This is a genomic window from Mycobacterium sp. PSTR-4-N (genome assembly GCF_022348085.1).
Taxonomy (GTDB): Bacteria; Actinomycetota; Actinomycetes; order Mycobacteriales; family Mycobacteriaceae; genus Mycobacterium.
This window is the reverse complement of the sequence record NZ_JAKRFN010000028.1, coordinates 16,884-40,314: the sequence shown is the minus strand read 5'-3', so window position 1 is coordinate 40,314 and position 23,431 is coordinate 16,884. Positions and strand designations below refer to the sequence as shown.

At 67.3% G+C, this 23,431-nt stretch carries 21 protein-coding genes; 14 read left to right on the top strand and 7 right to left on the bottom strand.

Annotated features, from left to right (window positions below; genetic code table 11):
- Nucleotide 1 precedes the first annotated feature (1 nt).
- Nucleotides 2-952 (bottom strand): ABC transporter permease, encoded by a 951-nt coding sequence (locus tag MHN84_RS26550; RefSeq protein ID WP_241207466.1) that lies wholly within the window; start codon nt 950-952, stop codon nt 2-4.
- On the bottom strand, nt 949-1,977 hold the full coding sequence (locus tag MHN84_RS26545) for an ABC transporter permease (protein WP_241207465.1): 1,029 nt from the start codon (nt 1,975-1,977) through the stop codon (nt 949-951). The genes MHN84_RS26550 and MHN84_RS26545 overlap by 4 nt, the downstream gene beginning before the upstream one ends.
- A 200-nt stretch (nt 1,978-2,177) precedes the next feature.
- Here MHN84_RS26545 and MHN84_RS26540 point away from each other — a divergent pair, with 200 nt between their 5' ends.
- The 6 genes from MHN84_RS26540 to MHN84_RS26515 are packed head-to-tail and all read left to right on the top strand — an operon-like array spanning nt 2,178 to nt 8,680.
- On the top strand, nt 2,178-3,761 hold the full coding sequence (locus tag MHN84_RS26540; RefSeq protein ID WP_241207464.1) for an ABC transporter substrate-binding protein: 1,584 nt from the start codon (nt 2,178-2,180) through the stop codon (nt 3,759-3,761).
- Entirely contained in the window at nt 3,758-4,975 is a 1,218-nt protein-coding gene (locus tag MHN84_RS26535) for an exo-alpha-sialidase (RefSeq protein WP_241207463.1), read from the top strand. Before MHN84_RS26540 ends, MHN84_RS26535 begins: the two co-directional genes overlap by 4 nt.
- Nucleotides 4,972-5,664, top strand: coding sequence for an SDR family NAD(P)-dependent oxidoreductase (locus tag MHN84_RS26530; RefSeq protein ID WP_241207462.1), 693 nt, complete (start codon nt 4,972-4,974; stop codon nt 5,662-5,664). Before MHN84_RS26535 ends, MHN84_RS26530 begins: the two co-directional genes overlap by 4 nt.
- Nucleotides 5,661-6,854 carry a four-carbon acid sugar kinase family protein gene (locus MHN84_RS26525; RefSeq protein ID WP_241207461.1) on the top strand — a complete coding sequence of 398 codons (1,194 nt, stop codon included), beginning with the start codon at nt 5,661-5,663 and terminating at the stop codon, nt 6,852-6,854. Before MHN84_RS26530 ends, MHN84_RS26525 begins: the two co-directional genes overlap by 4 nt.
- Nucleotides 6,851-7,870, top strand: coding sequence for a 4-hydroxythreonine-4-phosphate dehydrogenase PdxA (pdxA, locus tag MHN84_RS26520; protein WP_241207460.1), 1,020 nt, complete (start codon nt 6,851-6,853; stop codon nt 7,868-7,870). Before MHN84_RS26525 ends, pdxA begins: the two co-directional genes overlap by 4 nt.
- A gap of 9 nt (nt 7,871-7,879) precedes the next feature.
- Entirely contained in the window at nt 7,880-8,680 is an 801-nt protein-coding gene (locus tag MHN84_RS26515) for a DeoR/GlpR family DNA-binding transcription regulator (RefSeq protein ID WP_241207459.1), read from the top strand.
- Between the two features lies 1 nt (nt 8,681).
- Here the strand turns inward: MHN84_RS26515 and MHN84_RS26510 are convergent, their stop codons facing one another.
- Nucleotides 8,682-9,530, bottom strand: a complete 849-nt coding sequence (locus MHN84_RS26510) for a GNAT family N-acetyltransferase (protein WP_241207458.1) — start codon at nt 9,528-9,530, stop codon at nt 8,682-8,684.
- 207 nt (nt 9,531-9,737) lie between these two features.
- On the opposite strand from MHN84_RS26510, the gene MHN84_RS26505 reads away from it, so the two are divergent.
- The 6 genes from MHN84_RS26505 to MHN84_RS26480 all read left to right on the top strand — a co-directional run bounded on the left by MHN84_RS26505 (nt 9,738) and on the right by MHN84_RS26480 (nt 18,259).
- Nucleotides 9,738-11,030 carry a cytochrome P450 gene (locus MHN84_RS26505; protein ID WP_241207457.1) on the top strand — a complete coding sequence of 431 codons (1,293 nt, stop codon included), beginning with the start codon at nt 9,738-9,740 and terminating at the stop codon, nt 11,028-11,030.
- A complete protein-coding gene (locus tag MHN84_RS26500) occupies nt 11,023-12,345 on the top strand; it encodes a CdaR family transcriptional regulator (RefSeq protein WP_241207456.1) in 1,323 nt (440 codons plus the stop codon). Before MHN84_RS26505 ends, MHN84_RS26500 begins: the two co-directional genes overlap by 8 nt.
- A gap of 110 nt (nt 12,346-12,455) precedes the next feature.
- Nucleotides 12,456-13,424 carry a fumarylacetoacetate hydrolase family protein gene (locus tag MHN84_RS26495; protein WP_241207455.1) on the top strand — a complete coding sequence of 323 codons (969 nt, stop codon included), beginning with the start codon at nt 12,456-12,458 and terminating at the stop codon, nt 13,422-13,424.
- Entirely contained in the window at nt 13,421-14,110 is a 690-nt protein-coding gene (locus tag MHN84_RS26490; protein ID WP_241207454.1) for a VOC family protein, read from the top strand. Before MHN84_RS26495 ends, MHN84_RS26490 begins: the two co-directional genes overlap by 4 nt.
- Before the next feature lie 3 nt (nt 14,111-14,113).
- Nucleotides 14,114-15,895 carry an FAD-dependent monooxygenase gene (locus MHN84_RS26485; protein WP_241207453.1) on the top strand — a complete coding sequence of 594 codons (1,782 nt, stop codon included), beginning with the start codon at nt 14,114-14,116 and terminating at the stop codon, nt 15,893-15,895.
- A 21-nt stretch (nt 15,896-15,916) separates the two neighbouring features.
- The gene (locus MHN84_RS26480; protein WP_241207452.1) at nt 15,917-18,259 is read left to right on the top strand and encodes a pyruvate dehydrogenase; all 2,343 of its coding nucleotides are present in this window, start codon (nt 15,917-15,919) and stop codon (nt 18,257-18,259) included.
- 39 nt (nt 18,260-18,298) lie between these two features.
- On the opposite strand, the gene MHN84_RS26475 is transcribed toward MHN84_RS26480, so the two are convergent.
- Nucleotides 18,299-19,279, bottom strand: a complete 981-nt coding sequence (locus MHN84_RS26475) for an SDR family oxidoreductase (RefSeq protein WP_241207451.1) — start codon at nt 19,277-19,279, stop codon at nt 18,299-18,301.
- Nucleotides 19,280-19,337: 58 nt separating this feature from the next.
- A complete protein-coding gene (locus tag MHN84_RS26470) occupies nt 19,338-20,129 on the bottom strand; it encodes an SDR family oxidoreductase (RefSeq protein WP_241207450.1) in 792 nt (263 codons plus the stop codon).
- A gap of 108 nt (nt 20,130-20,237) precedes the next feature.
- Between MHN84_RS26470 and MHN84_RS26465 the strand changes: the two genes are divergently transcribed.
- Both MHN84_RS26465 and MHN84_RS26460 read left to right on the top strand, forming a co-directional pair.
- The gene (locus MHN84_RS26465) at nt 20,238-20,987 is read left to right on the top strand and encodes a TetR family transcriptional regulator (protein ID WP_241207449.1); all 750 of its coding nucleotides are present in this window, start codon (nt 20,238-20,240) and stop codon (nt 20,985-20,987) included.
- 81 nt (nt 20,988-21,068) lie between these two features.
- The gene (locus MHN84_RS26460) at nt 21,069-21,728 is read left to right on the top strand and encodes a TetR/AcrR family transcriptional regulator (protein WP_241207448.1); all 660 of its coding nucleotides are present in this window, start codon (nt 21,069-21,071) and stop codon (nt 21,726-21,728) included.
- Nucleotides 21,729-21,770: 42 nt separating this feature from the next.
- Here the strand turns inward: MHN84_RS26460 and MHN84_RS26455 are convergent, their stop codons facing one another.
- Together MHN84_RS26455 and MHN84_RS26450 are read right to left on the bottom strand one after the other, a co-directional pair.
- Nucleotides 21,771-22,211, bottom strand: a complete 441-nt coding sequence (locus tag MHN84_RS26455; protein ID WP_241207447.1) for an SRPBCC family protein — start codon at nt 22,209-22,211, stop codon at nt 21,771-21,773.
- A gap of 28 nt (nt 22,212-22,239) precedes the next feature.
- On the bottom strand, nt 22,240-23,430 hold the full coding sequence (locus tag MHN84_RS26450) for an oxidoreductase (protein WP_241207446.1): 1,191 nt from the start codon (nt 23,428-23,430) through the stop codon (nt 22,240-22,242).
- Nucleotide 23,431 lies beyond the last annotated feature (1 nt).

Sequence of the window (23,431 nt, the reverse complement as noted above, 5' to 3'; positions counted from 1 at the left end):
CTCAGTTGTTCCTTCCCCGCAGCGACAGCGCCTTCCAGAGGCTGCGTCTGGTGCCGCCCGTGCGGTCGCGCAGCCCGTCGCCGAGGAAGTTCACCCCGACGACAAGCAGGGCGATCACCAGGCCCGGCAGCGTGACCAGCCACCAGGACGTCGTGACGTAATCCTGGCCGTCGGAGATGATGCGGCCCCACGTCGCGAACGGGCGTTGCGGTCCCGCGCCGAGGTAACTCAAGGCGCTCTCGAGCAGGACGGCCTGCGCGAGGAGCAGCAGGACCACCAGCGACACCTGCTTGACGATGTTGGGCACGATGTGGCGGACCAGGATCGCGGCATGCCCGAGGCCCAGCACCCGGGCGGCCGCGATGTAGGGTTTCTCCCGCTCGACCAGCACGAGAGACCGTGTGAGACGCGCGATCTCGGGCCATTGCGCGATCGCGATGACAAAGGTGATCACCGGGATCGACGGTCCGAACAGCGCGACCACCAACAGCAACATCATCAGCAGCGGCAGGGAGAGCTGGGCTTCCAACAGGCGGCTCACGATGGTGTCGATCCAGCCGCCGCGATACCCGGCGAGCGCTCCGAGCACCAGCCCGATCATCCCGGAGACCAGCACGGCGAGCAGGCCGATCGCCAGCGAGACCTGCCCGCCGTAGAGGACGCGGGCCAGCAGATCGCGACCGAGCTGATCGGTGCCGAACAGGTGGCCGTCGGTCAGCGGCGGCAACCGGCGGGCGGCGAGGTCGGTGGCATCAGGGGACGGCAACGGCAGTACGCGGGCCAGCATCACCGGGAGGATGACGATCAGCACGGCGATCGAGCCCACCCAGGTCTTGAGACGGCTGTCCCGGCGGCGCCGGGTCGCGCCGGCGCGGGCGATGTCGCGTGCGGTGACCGCCGACGGCCGCGGCTGCGCAGGAGGTTCGATGACATCGGTGGTGGGAGCGGTCATGCGCCCTGTCCTTTCCCGAGCCGGACGCGCGGGTCCAGCAGTGGATAGCAGAGGTCGACGAGTAGTTGAACGAGGATCGCGAGCACAGCGGTGACCAGCACCGTGGCCTGGATCAGCGGATAGTCACGGGTTTCCAACGCACGCACCACAAGTGATCCGACGCCAGGCCAGGCGAACACGACCTCGACGACCACGACACCGTTGAGCATCGACGCGAACCGGGTGCCCAGTGCAGTCAGCACCGGGATCGCGGAGTTGCGCATGGAGTAGCGCCAGATCAGTTCCCGCTCGGACACACCGCGGGAGCGTCCGACCGTCACATACGGTGACAGGAACGCGCCGACCATCTCTCGGCGCACCATGCGGGAGATCAGCGCGACCTGCAGCACGGCGATCGTCACCGTCGGCAGGATCAGACTGGACCAGGTGGTGAAGCCGGCCGGCGGCAGCACGGGAATCAGGACCGCGAAGATCGTGATGAGCATCAGGCCGGTCCAGAAGTCGGGCATCGACTGGCCGGTGATCGTCACCGCGTTGGCGGCCAGCTCCCGGCGAGTGTCGGCGTGACGGGCCATCCACACCCCGAGGGGGATCGCGACCAGCGTGGTCAGCAGAATGGCCGACACGGCCAGCGTCACGGTGTAGGGAAGGCGCGACAGCACGACGTCGAACGCGGGCGCCTGGAACGAATACGACGTGCCGAGATCGAGATGCAGCAGACCCTGCAGGTACTTGGCGTACTGCACGAACACCGACTCGTCCAGACCCATCTGCGTGCGGATGCGCGCGAGATCCTCGGTGGTGGCCAACGGTCCGGCCAGCGAGTAGGCCGGGTCGCCGGGCGCCAGACGGATCAGCACGAACACCGTCGTGAGCGTCAGGAACACCGTCAGCACGCTCTGGCCGAGACGCCGCAGGATGTAGCGCGCCGTCGGCCCGAACACGACACCGGCGATGCTGCGCCGCGCGGGCGCGGCGGACGGGGACGCCCGGTGCACCGGTGGTGCCAACAGTTGATCGGCCATCGTCGACCCTTTCCCTCGAACCTCGCGGCGGCGTCTTCGGTCAGACCCAGTGACCTGCCGGATACGCGTGCCCGGATGTCGCCTACATCACAATGGCACTAGTGCGTGTTTTGCGCAATTGTCTGCGCGTAGTTGCGCATTGCGCGCAGATTCCCTACAGTCGGTGTGGTAGTGGTCACAGCGCATCAGGGAGGTCGGCGATGACCGAGCAGCTGTTCGAACGGCGCCTGTCACGGCGGTCCATGCTGCGATCGGGGCTCTTCCTCGGTGCCGGCTTGGCGCTCGCCCCCAGCATCGTCTCGTGCGCCACGCCGACGGGGAGGCCCGGACCGACCACCGTGAGCCTCGGTCTCAACCGGGCACTGAACACGTTGGACAACAAGCTCCTTCAGTACGACGCGGCGCTGACGGTGCAGCGCGCGGTACGCCAGGCGCTGACCGAGATCGACGCGAACCTCAAGCCGCGGCTGGTGCTCGCCGATCAGTTCCGCCTCGTCGAGCCGACCCGCTGGTACGTCCGGTTGCGCCAGGGCATCCGGTATTCGGACATGTCCCCTGTGCGCGTCGAGGACGTCGCGACCGCCCTGTCGATGTACTCCCAGGTCGACGGATCGTTCGTCGCCACCTTCTTCCCCGAGTGGCCGACGGTCGAGAAGATCGACGACACCAGCTTCTGGCTCACCACCAACCGTCCGATCCCCGTGCTCGACTACCTGATGTCGAACATCCTCATCACCCCCGCAGCGGCCAACAAGCCCGAGGACCTGGCCGACGGCGTCGGCACCGGCCCGTTCACCGTGACGCAGGCCGACCGCGGGTCGGGCATCTACACCTTGACCCGCAACGAGAACTACTGGGCGCCGAAGGCGAACGTGGAATCTGTGCGCGTTCGCTTCATGCCCGACGAGTCCAGCCGGGTGGTGGCGTTGCGCAGCGGCGAGCTGGACGTCATCGATTCGATCACCCCCGACTCCACCGACCAGATCGAAGGCCTCTCGGGTGTCGCTGTCCAGCAGGCCGACGGCGTCCGGCTCAACCAGCTGTTCTACAACTTCCGCAAGCCGCCCAACCATCCGCTGGCCGATCCGCGTGTGCGCCGCGCGCTGACTTACGCCATCAACGGCAAGGCGCTGGTCGACGACGTCCTGCAGGGCTCGGTCACCGCGTCGCGAGGAGTGATTCCGCTGAGCCTTGCGGGCGCGATCGAAACCGGCAGCTACGTCTACGATCCCGACCGTGCCAAGGCCGAGCTGCAGAAGCTGGGACAATCCGCGCTGAAGGTCAAGATCATCTGGGAGAGTGGCGAATTCGCCGCCGACACCGACATCATGGAGTCGGTCGTACAGATGCTCTCGGCAGTCGGTGTCAACGCGACGTTGCAGCAGTTCGAACCCGGCGGCGACATCGCCAAGTGGCGTCAGGGCCGTGCCGGGGACTGGGACATCCTGGGCAACGGCTTTCCGAGCCCGACGGGGCTGGCGTTGACCATCATGCAAGGCATGTACGCGGGTACCGCCAAGAAAGAGGAAACCCGCGACACCTACCACGGCTACCTCTTCCCCGAGATCACCGCGATCATCACCCAGGCCTCCGAGGAGGTCGACCCCGTGCGTCGCGACGCGTTGCTGGCCGACGCGCAGCGCCGCATCTGGGCGACCTGCCCGTGCCTGTGGTCGTTCGTCCCCAAGGCCACCCTCGGCCGACGCACCCGCATCGATGGAATGCAATTGCGGCCCACCAACTCCTACGATCTCGCCGCGGTGACGCTGAACGGAGCGCGATGAACACCCCCACCACCGCTCCATCGGAGAGCCTGCGCGCCGACGGGGTAGTGCGTCCGCACCCTGAAGCCGGGCGGTTTGACGCGCTGCTGCGGCCACCCCACGTGCAGAACCACGCCGCCAACCTCGCCACCCTGCCCGACGGCTCGCTGGCCTGCGTCTGGTTCTCCGGCACCCAGGAGGGTGTCCCGGACATCAGCGTGTGGTTCTCCCGGCTGCCCGCCGGTTCCGACACGTGGACAGCGCCGGTGCAGTTGTCCGACGACCCCACCCGCTCGGAACAGAATCCCGTTCTGCACGTGCACGGCGGTGACGAGGTGTGGCTGCTGTGGACCTCTCAGCACGCCGGCAATCAGGACACCGCGCGGGTGCAACGGCGGATCTCCAACGACGGTGGTGTGACGTGGGGGCCGCCGCACACTCTGCTCCCTGCCACGGAGGCCGCGGGCGTGTTCATCCGTCAGCCCATCTGCGTGCTGCCCAGCGGACGCATGCTGCTGCCTGTCTTCTACTGCGTGCGCACGCCGGGTCAGCGCTGGGTGGGCGACCACGACACCAGCGCGGTGATGGTCTCCGACGACGGGGGCGCGAGCTGGCGCGAGGTCCCGGTACCCGACAGCACCGGCTGCGTGCACATGAACATCGGCCGACTCTCCGACGGTCGTCTGGTGGCGTTGTACCGCAGCCGCTGGGCCGACAACATCTACCGCAGCGTCTCCACCGACGACGGCGACACCTGGTCCGCGCCCCAGCCGACGGTGCTGCCCAACAACAACTCGTCGATCCAGTTCGTGGTGCTGCCCGACGACCGAATGGCACTGGTGTACAACGAATCCAGCGCAGCCGACGCCACCGCACGACGACTGTCGCTCTACGACGAGATCGACGACGACGGCCTCGCCGATCCCGCCGAGCCGCCCCCGGCGCCCCCGGTGGACACCTCCGGCGAGCGGACCGCCTTCTGGGGTGCGCCCCGCGCGCCGATGACGCTGGCCATCTCCGCCGACAGCGGGCTCAGCTGGCCGACGCGGCGCAATCTCGAGGAGGGCGACGGCTACTGCCTGTCGAACAATTCTCGCGATGCGGTGAACCGTGAGCTCTCCTACCCGTCCATCCATGCCCACGACGGTGCGCTGCATGTCGCCTTCACCCGGTTCCGGCAGGCCATCCAGCACGTCGCGGTGACGCAGGACTGGATCGACGGGGCCGCACCGTGACCCGACCCCGCTCGGTGGTCAGCGGTGCCAGCTCCGGTATCGGCGCTGCCGTCGTGACCCGCCTGCTCGACGACGGCTGGGACGTCGTCGGGCTGAGTCGCCGACCGCCGGAGGGATCGCATCCCAGGCTGACCTGGCTGCCCACCGATCTCGCCGACACCGAGTCCCTCTCCGCCGCACTGGACCCGGAGCGCGCCGCATTCGGTCACGTCGATGCAGTGGTGCACGCAGCAGGTGTGCAGTACAGCGCTCCGCTCGGCGAACTCGACGCCGACCACGGCGCCCGGATGTGGCGTGTGCACGTCGCAGCCGCCGAAGTCCTGGTGAACGGGCTTGTGCCGAGCATGGGCGACGGCGCCCGTGTGGTGCTCGTCGGGAGCCGAACGATGACCGGCAGCGCCGGCAAAAGCCAATACGCCGCAACCAAATCCGCTCTCATCGGGATGGCCCGGTCCTGGGCTGCCGAGCTGGTGGCCCGCGGCATCACGGTCAACGTCGTCGCGCCAGGACCGACCGACACCCCGATGCTCGCGGACCCCCATCGTGCCGGCACCCCACCGAAGATGCCCCCGATGGGCCGTTTGATCGCGCCCACCGAGGTGGCCGGCACCGTCGCGTTCCTCCTCGGTCCCGACGCAGGCAGCATCACGGGCCAGGTCATCACCCAGTGCGCGGGGATGTCGCTGTGAACGCGCCCGCCGACCTCACGATCCTGGCCGACGATCTGTCCGGAGCCGCCGAAGCGTCGGCCGCGTTTCTGGACCGGGAACCGCTGCCCACACTGGCCCTCCACGCCGGTGATGCCGATCGACGCGGCGTGACGATCGTCGACCTGAACAGCCGCACGCTGCCCGAAGCCGAGGCGGACCGCATCCTGCGCACCGCGCTCGATGCGTTACCCCCCGACCGGCTGGTCATGTACAAGATCGACTCGCTACTGCGGGGCCACGTCGGCGCGGCCGTCGACACCCTCGCGCGGCGCGGACCGGTCGTGCTGGCGGCCGGGCTCCCGACGCTGCGGCGTTCCGTCCGTGGGGGCGTGCCCTACGTCGACGGCGTCCCCCTCCACCAGACCGACCTGTGGCACTGGGAAGCGGCCGCGCCACCTCGCACTGTCGCTGAACTGCTCCGCCGCCCCGCGCGCGACGGTCTCTCCGCTCGCGACATCCCATCCGCCGTCGCGGCGGGAACGGTCGCCGTCTGCGACGTCGCCTCCGACGGAAACCTCGACGATGCGGTGCGAATCGCCCTGTCCGTCAGAGGCGTTCAGTTCGTGGGAACGTCGGCACTGGCCGCGGCGCTCGCACGCACCCTCCCATCGCCGACCGCCGACATCGCCGTGCCGCCCCGCGACCACGGCGCTAGCGTGCTCGTCGTCGTAGGTACCGCGGCTGCGAGCGCCTCCGACCAGGTGGGTGCGCTCCGGGAGCACGGAGCGGCACACCATGAATTCCACGCGGCCGATGTCCTCGCCGGAGCCGCCGACACCGACGCACTCGCCGGGCTGCTCACCGCTCATCCGGTCGTCGTCGTGACGCTGCGAGGCTCAGTGGACTCCAAAGCGCGCCGCACCCTGGCCGGCCGTCTCGGTCGGCTCGTGGCGGGCGCGGATCGCGCGGCGTCCTCTCGGCCCGACCTCGTGCTCACCGGCGGCGAAACCGCCCGCGCCGTGATCGACGCGCTCGGAGTCCGCTCGTTGCGGCCCGTCGACGTGGTCCACCACGGTGCGGTGGTCAGTAGGACGCCCGACGGGCGTCACGTCGTCACCCGGCCGGGAAGTTTCGGCGACCGCGCGAGCCTCGTCGACGTCGTCACCCATCTCGCTTCAGCGCAGAGGCAGACCCTGTTCACCACAACCACATTGAGGAACCAGTCATGAGTTCATCCTCCACCACCCTGCCGGTCGTCGCTGTCACCATGGGTGACGGCGCCGGTATCGGGCCCGAGGTGATCGTGCCCGCGCTGCTCCATCCCGACACGCTGAACCGCTGCGTCCCCGTGGTGATCGGTGACGCCACACGCCTGCGCCAGGCCGCTGCCCTGCTCGGAATCGACTGCGACATCGTGGCCGTCGATTCCGTCGCCGATGCGCGCCCCGCTGCGGGTCGCATCGACGTGATCGACCTGAAGCTGCTCCCGGAGAATCTGCCGTGGGGGGAGCTCTCCGCCGTCGCAGGCCATGCCGCGTACGAATACATCAGGGTCGCAGCAGAACTCGCGGTCCGAGGCGAGGTGCAGGCGATCTGCACCGCCCCGCTCAACAAGGAGGCTCTGCACGCCGCGGGGCACATCTATCCCGGGCACACCGAACTCCTTGCCGACCTCACAGGCACCGAGGAGGTGTCGATGATGCTCTCGACACCCAAGCTGAAGGTCATCCACGTCACCACTCACATCGGACTCCTCGACGCCGTCGCCAAGATCGAACCGGGACTCGTCGAGCGGACGGTCCGGCGGGGACACGAGGCGCTGGTCCGCTCCGGGAACCCGGCGCCCAAGATCGGCCTGTGCGGCATCAACCCGCACGCGGGCGAGAACGGCCTGTTCGGGTACGGCGAGGAGGACGCGAAGATCGTGCCGGCGGTGGCTGCACTCGTCGCCGACGGGATCGACGCACACGGCCCGCTGCCCGCCGACACCGCGTTCTTCCTCGCCGGCCGCGGCGATTACGATCTGATCGTCGCGATGTACCACGATCAGGGCCACGGCCCGGTGAAGGTCTTGGGCATCGAGGCGGGCGTGAACATCACCGTCGGGCTGCCGGTGATCCGCACCTCCGTCGACCACGGAACCGCTTTCGACATCGCCGGCAAGGGGATCGCCGAAGCGGGGAGCATGGTCGAAGCTCTTCGTCAGGCAGCCGAACTCGCAACCAGCACCACAGTTCTCAGCTAGGAGCAGGCAATGCCGCCACGTGGCTCGAAGGCTCGCCGGGACGAGATCGTCCGGCTGGCCCGGTCGACCGGGCTTGCCAGCGTCGAGGAGTTGTCGACCCAGTTCGGAGTGACGGCGTCGACGATCCGACGCGATCTGAGCCTCCTCACCGAGCAGGGGTTGATCGCACGGACATACGGCGGCGCGATGGCCCTGAGCCAGCAGTCCGAATCGTCGCTGAGGCAGCGGGCGCAACAGGGTTACGAGGCCAAGCAGGCGATCGCGCGGTGGGCGGCCCGCCAGGTGCAGCCCGGGGAGACGATCCTGTTGGACGCGGGCACCACTGTCGGCGCGATGGGCGGCTACCTCGGTCACCTACCAGGGCTGACCGTGGTGGTCGCGGGGCTGACCGCACTGGAAGCGCTCGCCGACGCCGACGATGTGCGGGTCGAGTGCATCGGGGGCACCCTGCGGCACCTCAGCCAGGGGTTCGTCGGCCCCCTTGCCGAGGCCACCATCGAACGGCTCACCTTCGACCGTGCGTTCCTCGGCGCGGACGCGGTGAGTGCCGAGTTCGGCATCTGCGAAGCCGCCATCGAGCAGACCCGACTGAAAGAGTTGATGATGGCGCGCGCCGAACACGTCTATGTGCTGGCGCACGCAGAGAAGCTGGGGCGTCGACCTTTTCACGCCTGGGCGCCCATTCCACCCGGCGCGACGCTCGTCACGGACGTCCACGCGACCGATGAGCAGGTGGCCTCCTTCGAACCCCTGTCCGTCAGCGTGGTCCGGGCGATGGAACGCACGGCAGACGCCACCGGCACCGGGTGAGTCAGACCGGTCCGACGTCCGTGCGCACGAAGTCGATGCGGATGTTCTGGCTGACGGGTTCGAAGCCGATACGGCGGTAGATCGCATTCGACACAGGGTTGGCCAGGTCGGCGAAGAGCACCACCTCGGGCACCCCCTCGTCACGAGCCAACTGCGCCGCCGCTGCCGTGACCGCCGATCCGAACCCGTGCCCGCGGGCCGCCACGGGCGTGTGGACGGGGCCGATCCGCGAGACTCCCGACGCGGGCGCGCGCAACATCGCCATGCTCACCGGATCGCCGTCGACCGTCCAGAGCACGAACCGATTGCCCACGGCCACAGCGTCTTCGACGTATCGTAGCCCGGCGTCCTCGTCGCGCTTCTCTTCGAATGCTTCGACGAAGAAGTCCTCCACGCGCGCGGCGAGCAGCGGGTGATCGGCTTCCGTGGCGAGGCGCTGCGTTCCGGACACACCGACCGGCGGACGCAGGGTGCTCAACCGGTACAGCATCTCCTCGACGTTGACGACGCTGCCCGCGTTCACCGTCGATTGCCATCTGGCCGCGAAGCACTGGGCGCGCTCGCGCAGACCACGGACCCCACACAAGTCGGGGTGACCCCTCGCGACCACTTCGACCGCGCTGTCCACGGATTCGACCGGCAGGCCATTGACCAGCAAGGGATACGGCGGAGTCTGCATCGCGGCACCGATGACATCGCGACCCTCGTGAATCGTCATGAGCAGCGCATCGTCGGCGACGCCGGCGGCGAGCGCCGTCAGTTCGACGGTGTGGCGGATCGGCTCGCGCGCGTACAGCGGATGGGCGAGGGCAGAGAAGCTCTCGGCGTCGTCGTGGACCCGGACCTGCATGTTGCCGACGATAAGGCGCTGAGACACGGTCGCGACATCGATTTATCGCCAGCCGAGACGCTCCTTGTTCCGGGCAGAACACCGCCCGCACGTCAGCGTTTGACGACAACCGATCGACACCGACCCTAGGTCTGGAAACTCACTTCGCGCGTGGCTACTTGGACTGTGATCCAAGTAGTCGGTGCTCGCACTCTCTACTCTGGGGACATGACCGTTCGGCAGCGCCTGCACTGGTTGACCCTGCACGGCGTCATCCGCGCCCTGACCACGGTCGGGGCCCGCCGCGGCGACCTGCAAGGCAGGCTGATCGCCGACCCCGCCGTCCGTGCGAACCCCGGCGAGTTCTCCGAAGAGATCCGCCGCCACGGGCGGCTCGCCCGGGCCCGCGCGGCCTGGTTGACGGCCGACCACGGCGTGGTGCACCAGGTCCTGCGCTCCGACGATTTCGCCGTCACATCCAGCGGTAACTCGCTGCCCGCGTTCCTCGGCCGGATCGAGGAACGCTTGCGCACCCGGGGTCGCATCCACCCGCTCCTGCCACCATCGCTGTTGTCGGTGGAACCGCCCGAGCACACCCGCTACCGCAAAACCGTCTCCTCGGTCTTCACCGCCCGCGCGGTGTCGGCGCTGCAGGAACGCATCGAGTCCACGGCAGTGGAGCTGATCAAAGATCTCGACGGTGAGTCCGGTGTGGTGGACATCGTCGAACGGTACTGCTCGCAGCTGCCGGTGACGGTGATCGGCGACATCCTGGGGGTGCCCGAACAGGATCGGCCACAGATCCTGCGGTTCGGCGAACTCGCAGCCCCCAGCCTGGACATCGGGTTGTCCTGGCCGCAGTTCCTTCGCGTCGAGGAGGGCCTCAGCAGCTTCACGAAGTGGTTGACCGACCACATTCGACAGTTGCGGGCCTCGCCGGGAGACGATCTGATGAGTCAGCTCATCGAGGCCAACGACGACGGCACCCGGCTCGATGACTCGGAGCTGCTCGCCACTGCCGGTCTGGTGCTGGCCGCGGGTTTCGAGACCACGGTGAACCTGCTCGGCAACGGGATCGAGCTGTTGCTACGCCACCCTGATCAACTGGATCTGCTGCGCGAACAGCCCGACCTGTGGCCCAACGCCGTCGAGGAGATCCTGCGGCTCGAATCTCCTGTGCAACTCACCGCGCGCATCGCCGTGGCCGACAGCGAGATTGCGGGACACCCGATCCGAACGGGCGACGCGGTCGTGCTGTACCTGGCCGGCGCCAACCGGGACCCCGAGATCTTCCCGAACCCCCACACCTTCGACGTGACCCGCGACAACGCCGGGCGACACCTGTCGTTCTCCGGGGGCCGGCACTTCTGTCTGGGCGCAGCACTGGCGAGGTCGGAGGGTGCAGTAGGCCTGCGCACCTTCTTCGATCGCCATCCGAACGCAACCCTGACCGACGGCGGCCGACGACGGGACACCCGCGTCCTGCGCGGATGGGCGACGCTGCCGATCGCCCTTGCCTGACGACGACCCGACGACACGGATCAAGCCGTGGTTCGCCGAACTCGGACCGCTTGCGCCAGAGGCTTTTCCGGGTAGTTCCGTGCTGCCCGCGCGCGCGCAGCTGCTCGCCGAGGCGCTGGGCCCCGGCCCCGCAGGCTGGGCCGTCGAACTGGGTGCGCTCATGGCGTCCCGTGTCACCGCCGCCATACCCGAGCTCGCGGTGGACGTGGTCGCGGATGAGATCGCGAAGGGTTGTGAAGCCGTCGCGCTGGGTGCGCTCGCCCTCGTCGCCCTCGACGACGACGTATCTTTCGCGCAGATGCCGGAGGTCCTCACGGGACCGATGGAAGTGGTGGCCCGCGGTATTGGCATCGAGCACATGCTGCGGAGCATTCACCTCGCTCACTCGACCGCGGTGGCATTCTTGCTCGACGCCGCCGAACGTCTTGTTCCGGAGACGGAGCGGTTCACCGAGATGCGGCGGATCAACGAGGCGCTGTTCGGCATCGTCGACGTCCTCACCACGCACATGGCCGCGGAATACACTCGCGCCCACGAGGAGTGGGTGGCGGGCTCGGTCGCGCTCCGCGCACAGATCGTGGAGGACCTGCTGGCGGGAACCCCGGTGCCGACGGACAGAGCTGTCCGGGTTCTCGGTTACGACCTGAACAGATGGCACCTCGGCGTCATCGTCTGGACCGGTCCGGCAGCATCCGCGGAACCGGCACAACTGAAAACGGTGGCGGTGGAAACTCTTACCGCGGCTGGGTGCGTGTCGACGCTCGTGCACCCCATCGGTGCACAGCGGGTGTGGGCCTGGGGTTCACGGACGGCGACGCCGCCCGAAGCCGTGAGGCCCGCGGCAGCGACGCCGCCCGGTGTGCGCATCGCGGTCGGCACCGCCGGCGCGGGGATCGAGGGCTTTCGCGAGAGTCATCGCCGGGCAGCAGAGGCCGCCCGCATCGGATCGATGTCGACGCGGCCGAACCACGTGTATCGCTATGAGGATCTGGACATCGTGGCGATGCTGAGCAGCGACCTCGCCGCCGCCCGGGAGTTCGTCGCGCGTGAACTCGGGGACCTCGCGGGCAGCGCCGAAGCGGTGAGAACCGTGCGTGACACTCTGAAGTGCTACCTCGACCGGGACAGGAGCCTGGCCGGCGCTGCAGCCGATCTGCAAGTCGCGAGGAACACCGTCGCCTACCGGGTGCAACGCGCCGAGCAGCTGCGCGGCCGGCCCGCGACGATTCGCCGCCTCCAGTTGCACGCCGCGCTCACCCTCGTCGACGAGCTCGGCGACGCCGTGCTGGAAAGAACATCCCCCGCATTGGACTGAGCGCGCAGACTTGCGCGTTGATCCTGGGTCAGAGACCAGGCGTCACGGGTCGGCTCAACAGTTGACTGGTCATCGAGCCGGTCGAGGGACCGGCAGATCGGGAGCCGTCGATGGTCGTCCACCTCGTCCGATATTCGCGCAACGAGCGCGCGTCGTGGGGCGTCCTCATGGGCGACCGTATCTCGCCCCTCAGCGGCGACTATCCGCGTACCGCGGATCTGATCGAACGCGGCCGCGCCGACTGGACGGCGGCCATGGCACACCCCGGGGACATCGGGCTGGATGACGTCGACCTGCTCTCCCCGGTCACCGTTCCGTGCCGGGTGATGTGCCAGGGGGCGAACTACCGCCAACATGCCATCGAATCCGGGATGGACCCCGACGCGCGAGATTTCAACCTGTTCTTCGACAAGACCGACGCCGCCGTGACCGGACCGTGCGACCCGGTCATCCGCCCAGCGCACGTGACCCTGCTCGACTACGAGATCGAACTCGCTTTGGTGCTTCGCGGAACCGTCGATGCACCGGTGACGATCACCGCCGAGAACCTGCCCGAGTACATCTTCGGTGTCACCATCGCCAACGACCTTTCGGCACGCGACGTCCAGCTGCCGCAGGGACAGTTCCTGAAAGGCAAGAGCTATCGCGGGTTCTGCCCCCTGGGGCCGGTGCTCGCGGTCCTCGAGCCCGACGACTTCGGACTCCTCGACGACCTCGAACTGCGACTCGAAGTCAACGGGTCGCTGCGGCAGGTCGACAACACCGCCAACATGCTCTACAAACCCGCCGAAACACTCTCCGAGATGAGTGAATTCTGCAACTCCGACCCCGGGGACGTCCTGCTGACCGGAACGCCGCACGGCATCGTGGCGGGGTCACCGCCCGCAGTGGTCCGCCGTCTCGCCACGGCGCTGCTGCCCGAGGACAAACTGTGGGCCGCCTTCGTCAGGATGAACCAGCGCAAGCCCTATCTGCGGCCCGGTGATGTCGTGACGGCGTCCATCCGCAACGCCGCCGGGACGCTGGACCTGGGCACACAGCGCACCACCATCACCACCGACGGGAGCTCGAATCCATGAGTGCCACACCCAATCCCTTGCAACCAGACCACCAGGACGACGCGGATACCGTCGCCACGGCACCGGACCTCGACGATCTCCCGGATCGTCTGGTCCCGGACTTCATCGCGCACTGGGTAGTCAAGACGGCGCGTAGCGCCGAGATGATCGAGTGGTACGGCCACGTCTTCGGAGCCCGCGTGGTCCACGAAGACGGCCAGATCGCCTTCCTCACCTGGGATCACGAGAGCCACCGGCTGGCCCTGGTCAAACTCCCCCCACCGCTGCGCTACGCGTTCCCTCTGTCGCGGTGGCGCCGCAAGACCTACGGCATCGACCATCTGGCCTTCACGTTCGTCTCGGTGGAGAAGCTGCTGCTGACCTACGAACGGCTCAAAGGCGTCGGCATCACCCCGGTGTGGGCCATCAACCACGGGCCGACGACCAGCCTCTACTACGAGGACCCCGAGGGGATCCGGTTGGAGTTCCAGACCGAGAACTTCCCCACCGCACAGCAGACCGCGGATTACTTCAACAGCCGCGAATTTGACGACAACCCCATCGGTGTCGACATCGATCCCGACTACCTGCTCGAGCAACTGCGCGCCGGATCCGACTCCGAGCAGCTCCTCGCCAGGGGCGCCGGCACGCGGCCCGGCACGAAGCCGCGCTCCAACAAGCGTGCGATCACGTGGAAGACGCTGTGACACATGGCTACTGAGCCGATCGTCATCGTCGGTGCCGGCGCCGCGGGATCGACCATGGCGCTGCTGCTCGCACGCTACGGCATCGCCAGCACCCTTGTGGAGGAGCGTCGGAACCCGCGCATGCACCCGGCGGCGCACGTCATCAACGCGCGGACGCTGGAGATCTGGCAGCAGGCTTCCCCGGACCTGAGCACCGCGCTGGACGCGATCACACCGCCGATCGACACCGTCAACATCATCCGCTGGTGCACCGACGTCCGTTCCGACCCGATCGGTGAGATCGACCTGCTGTCCCAGCCGGACCGGCTCGCAGAGGTCCGAACCCACAGTCGCCACCTCATCTCCCACATCGGTCAGCACCTGCTCATGCCGGCGCTGTGGAACGCCGTGGAGCACGAGCCACTCGTCGACTTCCGCCGCGGCTGCCACGCCGAGATCCTGGGCAACAGAGTGGTTCTACGGTCCGACGAACGCGATCCCGATGTCGTCGTCCCTCGGTTCGTCGTCGCCGCCGATGGCGCGAACAGTGGTCTGCGGGATGCCGCCGGAATCACCATGAGCGGCCCTGTGCTCGCCAACATGGGCAGTGTCTTCTTCCACGCCCCCGGGCTGTACCCGGAAGGTGCGAACCGACCGCTGCTGAGCTGGATCTACCACCCACGCTTCAGCGGGGTGATGATCGCTCACGCCGATGATGACTACGTCTTGATGACACCGTATCTGCATGCCGTGCAGGCGATTGCGCGCGACAGCCGGCGTTTCTGGAACGCCATCCTCCCTGACGTGATCGGATCCACCCACTATCGGATCCGTTCGACCGGCACCTGGACGATGACCAAGCAGATCGCCGACCGGTTCCGTGCGGAGCAGCTGCTGCTGATCGGCGATGCCGCCCACCGGTTTCCCCACACGGGCGGGTTCGGCCTCAACAGCGGCGTGCAGGACGCCCACAACCTCGCGTGGAAGCTCGCCGCGATCATGCGTGACGGCGCACCGGAATCGCTGCTGGACACCTACGAGATCGAGCGGCGCCCGGTCATCGAGCGCTTCGCCGAGCAGAGCACCCACAACCATTTCGCACTCGACCATGTCACTGCTCCCATGGGCATCACCAACCGGTCGTTGCACCGGGCCACCGAACTCATCGGCAAGCTCCCGCTGACTCGGGTGCCCGACGGTGCGATCGCGGCCGTCGCAGACGCCCTGACCACCGTTCAGACCTCACGCACCCGGCGCCTTCTGCGCAAGAACACTCGGAGCGACCGGCTACGGCAGCGAATGGCCGACGCGATTCCCGGGCAGGAGGAGCATTTCGTCGCCAGCGGTCTGGAGTTCGGCTACGCCTACCAGGGTAGGCTGATCGACGCGTCCGAAGGCCCATGCCCCGACGGAGATGTCGCGATCTACCGCCCGACCACGCATCCCGGCGCGCGACTCCCGCACGCGATCATCACATCGCACGACGGCGTCGAGACATCGACCCATGACGCCGTCCGCCGACGGGGACTCACCCTGTTCACCGCCGACCCGCAGGGATGGTCGGACGCACTTTCGCACCACCCCTTGTCCGCGCCGCTCGCCGTCGTCGCGGTGACCGGTACGTACGCGCTGGGCCTGCTGGAGGTGGGTGACCGCGGCGCGGTCGTGGTGCGCCCCGATGGCCACGTGGTGTGGCGGGCCCGAACCGGTCCGGCAGTGATCGACCAGCTCGTGTCGTTCATCGAGAGACAATGGCGGGATGTCTACGGCTACGCAAGCGCTGACCGCGGTGAACACTCCGCCTAGACCGGAAGGACAGCTGACGTCATGACGATTGCCCACTCTCCCGAACCCGTGTCCCGGTCCGACGATGCGGCGACCGTATCGGATCTCGACGCGATCGCTTCCCGCGTGCTCTGGCTGTCGACGGCGATGGTGCACCACGCCAACCGGATACGCCCCAATGCCAGCGGCCTGAAAGTCGGCGGACATCAGGCGTCGTCGGCATCGATCGCGGGGATCATGACCGCGTTGTACTTCGGACGGCTTCGCGCCGGCGACAGGGTTTCGGTCAAGCCCCACGCCTCCCCGGTGCTGCACAGCATCAACTATCTGCTCGGGTCTCTCGACGAGCAGTACATGACGAGCCTGCGGGAATTCGGGGGCCTGCAGAGCTACCCGAGCCGGACGAAGGACCCGGATCCCGTTGACTATTCGACCGGATCCGTGGGCATCGGGGCGACCGCGCCGATCTGGGCCACGGTCGCGCGCCGCTACGTCGACACCGTGTTCGGCGGCAGCGGTTCCGGCCGGCAGTACTCGCTCGTCGGCGACGCGGAACTCGACGAGGGCGCGATCTGGGAGGCAGCGCTGGATCCTGTGGTGCCGGAGCTCGGGGAGATCGTCTGGATCGTCGACATGAACCGGCAGTCACTGGACCGTGTGGTCCCCCACATCGCTTCCGGCCGGCTGGAGGCCATGTTCGCCGCCGCCGGGTGGCAGGTGCTCACCGTGAAATTCGGCACCGTGCTCGACGCGCTGTTCCGCCGCCCCGGCGGAGACGATCTGCGGACGCGCATCGTCACCATGCCCAACGCCGAATATCAACGGCTGCTGCGCTGTTCGGCGGAGGAATTGCGCAGCAGGCTGCCCGGGGACGGGAGGGAGTCGGCCGGCGTGGCCGCGGTGATCGCCGACCTCGACGACGCGACCCTCCTCCAGGCGATCGGGAATCTCGGCGGTCACGACCTCACCACGCTGCTCGACGCCTACGACCGGATCGACGACACCCGGCCCACGGTGATCCTCGCCTACACCATCAAGGGCTACCGCCTGCCCACCCAGGGACACCCGCAGAACCACTCGTCCCTACTGACCGACGACCAATTCGCTGATCTGGCGGCTACTCTCGGCGAGGACGCCGGTCAACCGTTCCACCGATTCGACCCTGAGTCGTCCCCCGGTCGACTCTGCCGCCGGGTCGCCGAACGGCTGCAGCGAGACGCCGTCCAGCCCGTCGAAACCCCGCGGGTTCCGACCGACATCGGGCGCAACCCGCCCGCGGTGTCCACCACCCAGAGTGCACTGGGGCGCACCTTGCTCGACCTGACCCGGGAGGCGCCCGAGGTGGCGCGGCGCATCGTCACCGTGAGCCCGGACGTCAGCTCCAGCACCAATTTGGCCGGATGGCTCAACAAGGTGGGCGTGTGGTCGCCGTCGGAACGCCCCGACTGGTTCGCCGACGACTCGGACACGATCATGCACTGGCGCGAACGCCCGACCGGTCAGCACATGGAACTCGGCATCGCCGAGGTCAACCTCGTCGGCCTGCTGGGCGAACTGGGTGCCACCTGGAGCCGCTGGGGCCAGCCGCTGCTGCCCATCGGCGTGCTGTACGACCCGTTCGTCGAACGTGCGCTGGAACCGTGGTCCTTCGGTATCTATGCGGGCGGACAATCGATACTCGTCGGCACCCCGTCCGGGGTCACGCTGGCCGCCGAAGGCGGTGCGCACCAGTCGATCACCACCCCGTCCATCGGTCTCGAGCAACCCGGCTGCACCAGCTACGAACCGGCATTCGCCGCCGAGGTCGAGTGGATTCTGCTCGAGTGTCTCAGCCGACTCGGCAAGCCCGACGGGTCGTCGTCCTACCTGCGGCTGTCGACCCGTCCGGTGCGTCAGGAGCTGGCCGGCATCCCGACGGATCCGGCGGCACGGGAACGACGCCGCCGGCACGTTATCGCGGGTGCCTACACCGTGCGCCCGGCCACCGCGCCCTCGGTGTCCATCGTGGCGATGGGCGCGCTGGTCACCGAGGCTCTCGCCGCGGCGGACCGGCTCACCGGCGCGGATGTGGAGGCCGAGGTCATCTGCGTGACGAGCCCGGACCTGCTGTACCGCGCGATCCGGGCCCGCGACGGGCTCGCCGAGGGACCATCGTGGATCCTCGACCAGATCTTCCCGGCCGATCGAGCCGCGCCCATGGTCACCGTGCTCGACGGGCATCCCCACACCCTGGCGTTCCTTGCGACCATCAACCGTGTGCGGTGTAAATCGTTGGGAGTGAGCATGTTCGGTCAGGTCGGCGACCTCGAGTCGGTGTATCGCCTCCACGGCATCGACACCGACAGCATCGTTGGTGCTGCGCTGGATGTATCGGCTCACGGCTGATACATCCAGCGATCGAGTACGGCGCCGGTGCCGATGGCCTCATGGTGCGGCGACCCGGTGCGCCACAGCGGTACGGCGAGCGAACTGCTCGTAATCGGTCGGCCTCCGCGGCAACACCTTCGGCAGATCGTCGAAATCTCCTGCGGGGAGTCCGTGTACGTCGTAGTACGTCATCATCTTCACGTACGTGTCCTGCGCCTCTGACGACCAGCTTAGAAATCCCCGCGCATTCGGCGCCGCGATCAGTCCCCGTACGACGTGGGGAAGGGAACGCAATCTGGTCGAGAGCAACGATTTCGCGATCGCCGAGCCGAACGGCGCTACCGCCGCCAGCGGGTTCTCCAGTGCCTGCGGCGGAATCCGGACGGCGAGCATGGGGTGACCGAGCACGCGGCTCCAGATGCGCGCCATGTCGTGGCGGGTGAGTTCCACCGTCGACAGGTCGTAGGTTTTTCCGATGTGCTCCTCGGGGTTGGTCAACACAGTGGCCGCCGCGGCGGCAATGTCCTCCACGTCGACGACGCCCATGGGGATTTCGGGTGAGGTGGGGTAGGGAAGTAGTCCCGCGCCGAAGAAATCCCAGAAGTCCAGAACGTTCTGCATGTAGTGCGACGGGCGAAACACGGTCACGGGCAGACCCGACTCCCGCAGGATGGTCTCCACCTCGAGTTTTTGCCGGTGGTGCGGAAGCTCCGCGATGTCAGGATGAATGACCGAGTGGAACACGATCTGATCGAGCCGTTCACCTTTGGCTGCGTTGATCAGTCGTTCGGCCACGGGCAGCTCGTCGATGAGCTGGGTCGGGGCGGCGTGGTAGATCTGGCGGGTTCCACTCAGCGCGCGTTCAAGGTCGCCCGGTCGCGCCAGGTCACCGATCACGGTCTCGCTGGCCCCGTCCGCCCGTGAGCGTCGCGCCTGATCTTCGTTCTTGACGAACGCTCTCACAGTGTGGCCGTCGGCGGCGAGCTGACGAACGAGGGGACGCCCGACGCCACCCGCTGCGCTGGTTACCAAGATCATGGCGTGCTCCTGCCGTAGGGATTGAATATTCCTGTTGTGCAATGGGATACGGTGGTCATCACGTGTCTTCCACGGGTCGCAGCGACCGCGCGAGCGCCGGCATGAGCACACGCCGCGGGACCAGCCGTGCCAGTGCCGCGGAGATCGTGTTGCGCACCCCGGAGACCGCAGAGGGTGGTGTCCTGCGACGGTCGAGCGCCCGCAAGCCCGCCGCGGCGACGTCGTCAGCGGACTGCATCCGGCCCACGGCGGTAGCGCTCTCGCCGATCACGTCAAAGAATTCAGTGTGGGTGGGTCCTGGCGCCAACGAGAAGACGGTGACGCCGTGTTCTCGCGCCTCGTACCAGAGGGATTGGCTGAAGCTGAGCACGAACGCCTTGGCCGCCGCGTAGACGGCCAGCGTGGGTACCGGTTGATACGCCGTTGTGCTGGAGACGTTCACGATCGCGCCACGACGCCGTCGGACCATCTCCGGCAGGAATGCATGGCAGAGGTCGACGACTGCTCCGACGTCGACGGCCAGTACCCGGGCGAAGTCCTCTGCGTCGCCCGCCATGAACGGACCTTGGGTGGCAAACCCAGCGCTGTTGATCAGGATGTCCACGTCACCGTCGACCAGTGCCCGCAGCTCGGTTCCCGGGTGCCGAGCAGACAGATCGAAAGGCACTGAGATACAGGAGATTCCGTGCCGCTCCTCGAGCTCGTTGGCCAACAATTCGAGCCGCTCTCGGCGGCGGGCGACCAACATCAGGTCACAGCCGCGAGCGGCGAGCGCCTTCGCGAACGCCTCCCCGATGCCCGAGCTGGCACCCGTCACCAACGCGCGCGCCGTCCGGTAGTCGTTGCGCACGAGGCGCCTCCCTTCCGTGTGAGGCGTACCGCTCGCGCGGACCTCCCAATGCGACTATTGCATGGCAAATGCAATAGACGCAAGACTGCGTCGTCGTACGATCGCCCCATGGCCGGTAGGTCGAGCCCAGGGATCTCCGTGCGGCAGTCGGCTGTGGAACGAGTGCTCAGTGGAGAACGGGCATCGACTGTTGCGGAGGAGGTCGGTGTCCATCCGTCCACCGTGCACCGATGGGTCAGCGGTGCATCCAACCCCGACACCAAGTCCGTTCCCACCGATCTACGTCTGATGATCGCCACGCAGGAACTGCTACGGAACCAGGACTACAGCCAGATCACCGTCGAAGAAGTGGCCCAGCATTGCGGTGTCGCGCTACGTACTGCTTTTCATCACTTCGACAGCAAGCGCGAACTGTTCAAGGCAGCAATCGACAACGCTGCCATCGTGTTGATCGAAGCCATGCGTCGTCACTACGAGAGTTCGCCGTGGCCGGACCAGCCCCTCTCGCAATTGAGCACCTTCTTGCAGCTGTCCGCCGAAGCCATCTACGCCACACCGTCCGCGCACGTTCTCTTCCGCGACCTCGGAGTTCCGCGTTCGGAATCGTTCGCCGAGCGCTGGCACGACACCTTCGAGCAGGGCGTCGAGCAGATCCTGACGCGATGCGCTGCGGACGCGACGATCGACCCGGACACCGACATCCCGGCGGCAGCGCACACGATCACCGGGGCCATGCGTGGAATCCACGCCGCGGTCTTCGATGGCGGCAATCCCGCACAGGCCGTGCGGATGGTCCGTCGCTTACATCTGACGGTGTCGACCGACGTATCCGGCGGCCCCTCAGCGGCCGTTGACTGAATGTCATTGAATTAAAATGATCTGGGTAGCGCTGCAGGTGTGCACCGGCTCGTTCCCTGGCGAGGAAGGAAGAACCCGACCGTGGCGGACTCGACCAAGAAGATGACCGCCCGGGCCCGGCAGGCAGCAGAGACCCGCGAGCGCATCGTGGCTGCTGCGGTGCGGATCTTTTCCGACACGACCTATGACGATGTCGCCGTTGGTGACATTGCGAAGGCTGCTGGAGTGGCGCACGGTCTGCTCTTTCACTATTTCGGCAGCAAGCGGGGCCTCTATCTGGAGGCGATGCGCGGGGCGGCGGAACAACTCGCCGCTGCATTCGTGTTTGAACCTGATCTGCCGCCGATCGATCAGCTGCGTCAGGCCGTTGCCTCGCACCTGAGGTATCTCGCCGACAACCCCGGCCTGGCTCAGCGCCTGATCTTAGGCGGCCGCGGCGCCGACCCACTGGCTTGGGAGGTGTTCGAGGCCGCCAGATGGAGAGCAGTGGAAGCCACCGCCGAATTGTTCGGAGTCGACGCACATCGCCCCGCGGTGCGCATGGCGGGCCGGGCCGCCGTCAGCGCCATGGACGAAGCGGCCATCTTCTGGCTGCACAACGGCCAACCGTATGACGTCGATGAGATGGTCGACTGGATGGTGGCGATGGCGGCCGCTGTGATGCGCGAAGCGATCCGACTCGATCCCGGGATGGGAATCGACGGGGCATTGAGCACGCTCGACGACCAGCCGACGCGCTAGGCTGCCACACCTTCGCAGTGAAAAGCGCTCCAGAACAACACTCTACGCGCCCACGAACGCGGCTGCGAGCTTGTCCAGCGAGGCGTCGAGTTGTTTTCGGAACGCCTTTTCGACCACTTTGCCCAAGGGACCGAACAACACCGAACTGGTGAACACGATGTGAAGGGTGACCAGGCAGCCGGTCGCGGACCCTGCCGTCACGGAGACGTCGAGCACGACGGTGGATCCCGTGCTGCCAGAACCGGACAGTGAGAGGAACTCGGGGTTACGAATGTCGTCGACGGTGAATGCGATCGTGTCGACGATGCCCTTGATCTTGACGACGTCGACCACGCGCACACCCGTGGTCAGTTCAGCGGGTGGTTCTTCATCCCATCTCAGGTGCAGCGTGTTCCAGTCGGCGAACCGTCGCGGGTTGGAGACCAAAGCCCATACTGCGGCCTGTGAAGCATCGATTTCTCGTGATGTGGTGATTTCGGGCATCAAGCATCTCCATCGGTAGCGGTAGGCATCAGACGATTGCCGTGATGTGGTCGACCCTGCCCAAGAGGGCCTTTCCGTAGGTCTCCATCGAGACGTGCGGGAGTGTCACCGCGTGACGTGCAGCGACGTTGGAGTCGCGCCAGATGCGCTGCATGGGGTTGACCTCGGCGAAACTGCCTGCGCCGCAAGCATTCAACAGTGTGTTGATGGCGTCGTTGATGCTCGTCAACGCGACGGCGGCGTCCGCCCGCATCCTGGCTCGCGCCTGGATGTCCGGGTAGGTGCCCTCGGTGGCGTATCGCTCGACGTCGTCGGCGGCGCGGTAGGCGTGCAAATGCGCGGTGTCGATCTTGGCCGCCGCGTCGGCCACCAACAGCTGAAAGGCGACGGAGTCGGTCTGACGTTCGATGTTGGTGTACGCCAGGGCTTTGCCGGACGCCTTTCCGACCGCGATGTCGAGTGCGGCGCGGCCGAACCCCAGCTGGGGGCCGACGAGGACGAGCACCAACATGGGGGCGAACGCCGCACGATAAAACGGATTGTCCGGGTACTGCTCCAGGTACCCGCCGGAGATCACCGGAAGCATCGAGCTGAGCCGGTGCTCGGGGACGAACATTTCGTCGGCAATGATCGTGTTGCTGCCCGAGGCGCGCATCCCGGCCACGTACCAGGTGTCCTTGATCTGAACATCCGAAATGGGCATGACGACCATTGCCTGGTCGATCTCGTCACCATCCTCATCGATCTCCCACACGCCACCGGACACCCACTGGGCGTGCAGGCTCGCCGATGAGTACGGCCATTGGCCGGAGATGATGTAGCCGCCAGGCACCTTGCGAGCCGTACCGCCCGGCGACACCACACCGGAGAGGATGGTGTCGGGTCCGTCGGCGTACATCTCGTCGACGGTGGCGGTCTCATACAGACACGTCGACCAGGCGTTGATGTTGGATAACGTTGTCACCCACGATGTTCCGCCGTCGGCTTCGGCGACCAAAGCAGAGAGGTCGAGCATAGCTCGCAGCCCTGCCTCGTGGCCGCCGAACCGGCGGGGTGCAGCCAATCGGAACGCGCCGGCGTCACGCAATGCGGCGATGACCTCGTCGGAGACCTTGCGGTCGCGTTCGTTCTGAGCCGAATGCTCACGGATCAAGGGCTGCAGCGCGCCCACTCGGTCGAGCACATCGTCGGCGGTCTCCGTGGTGGTGGGTACGGTCACG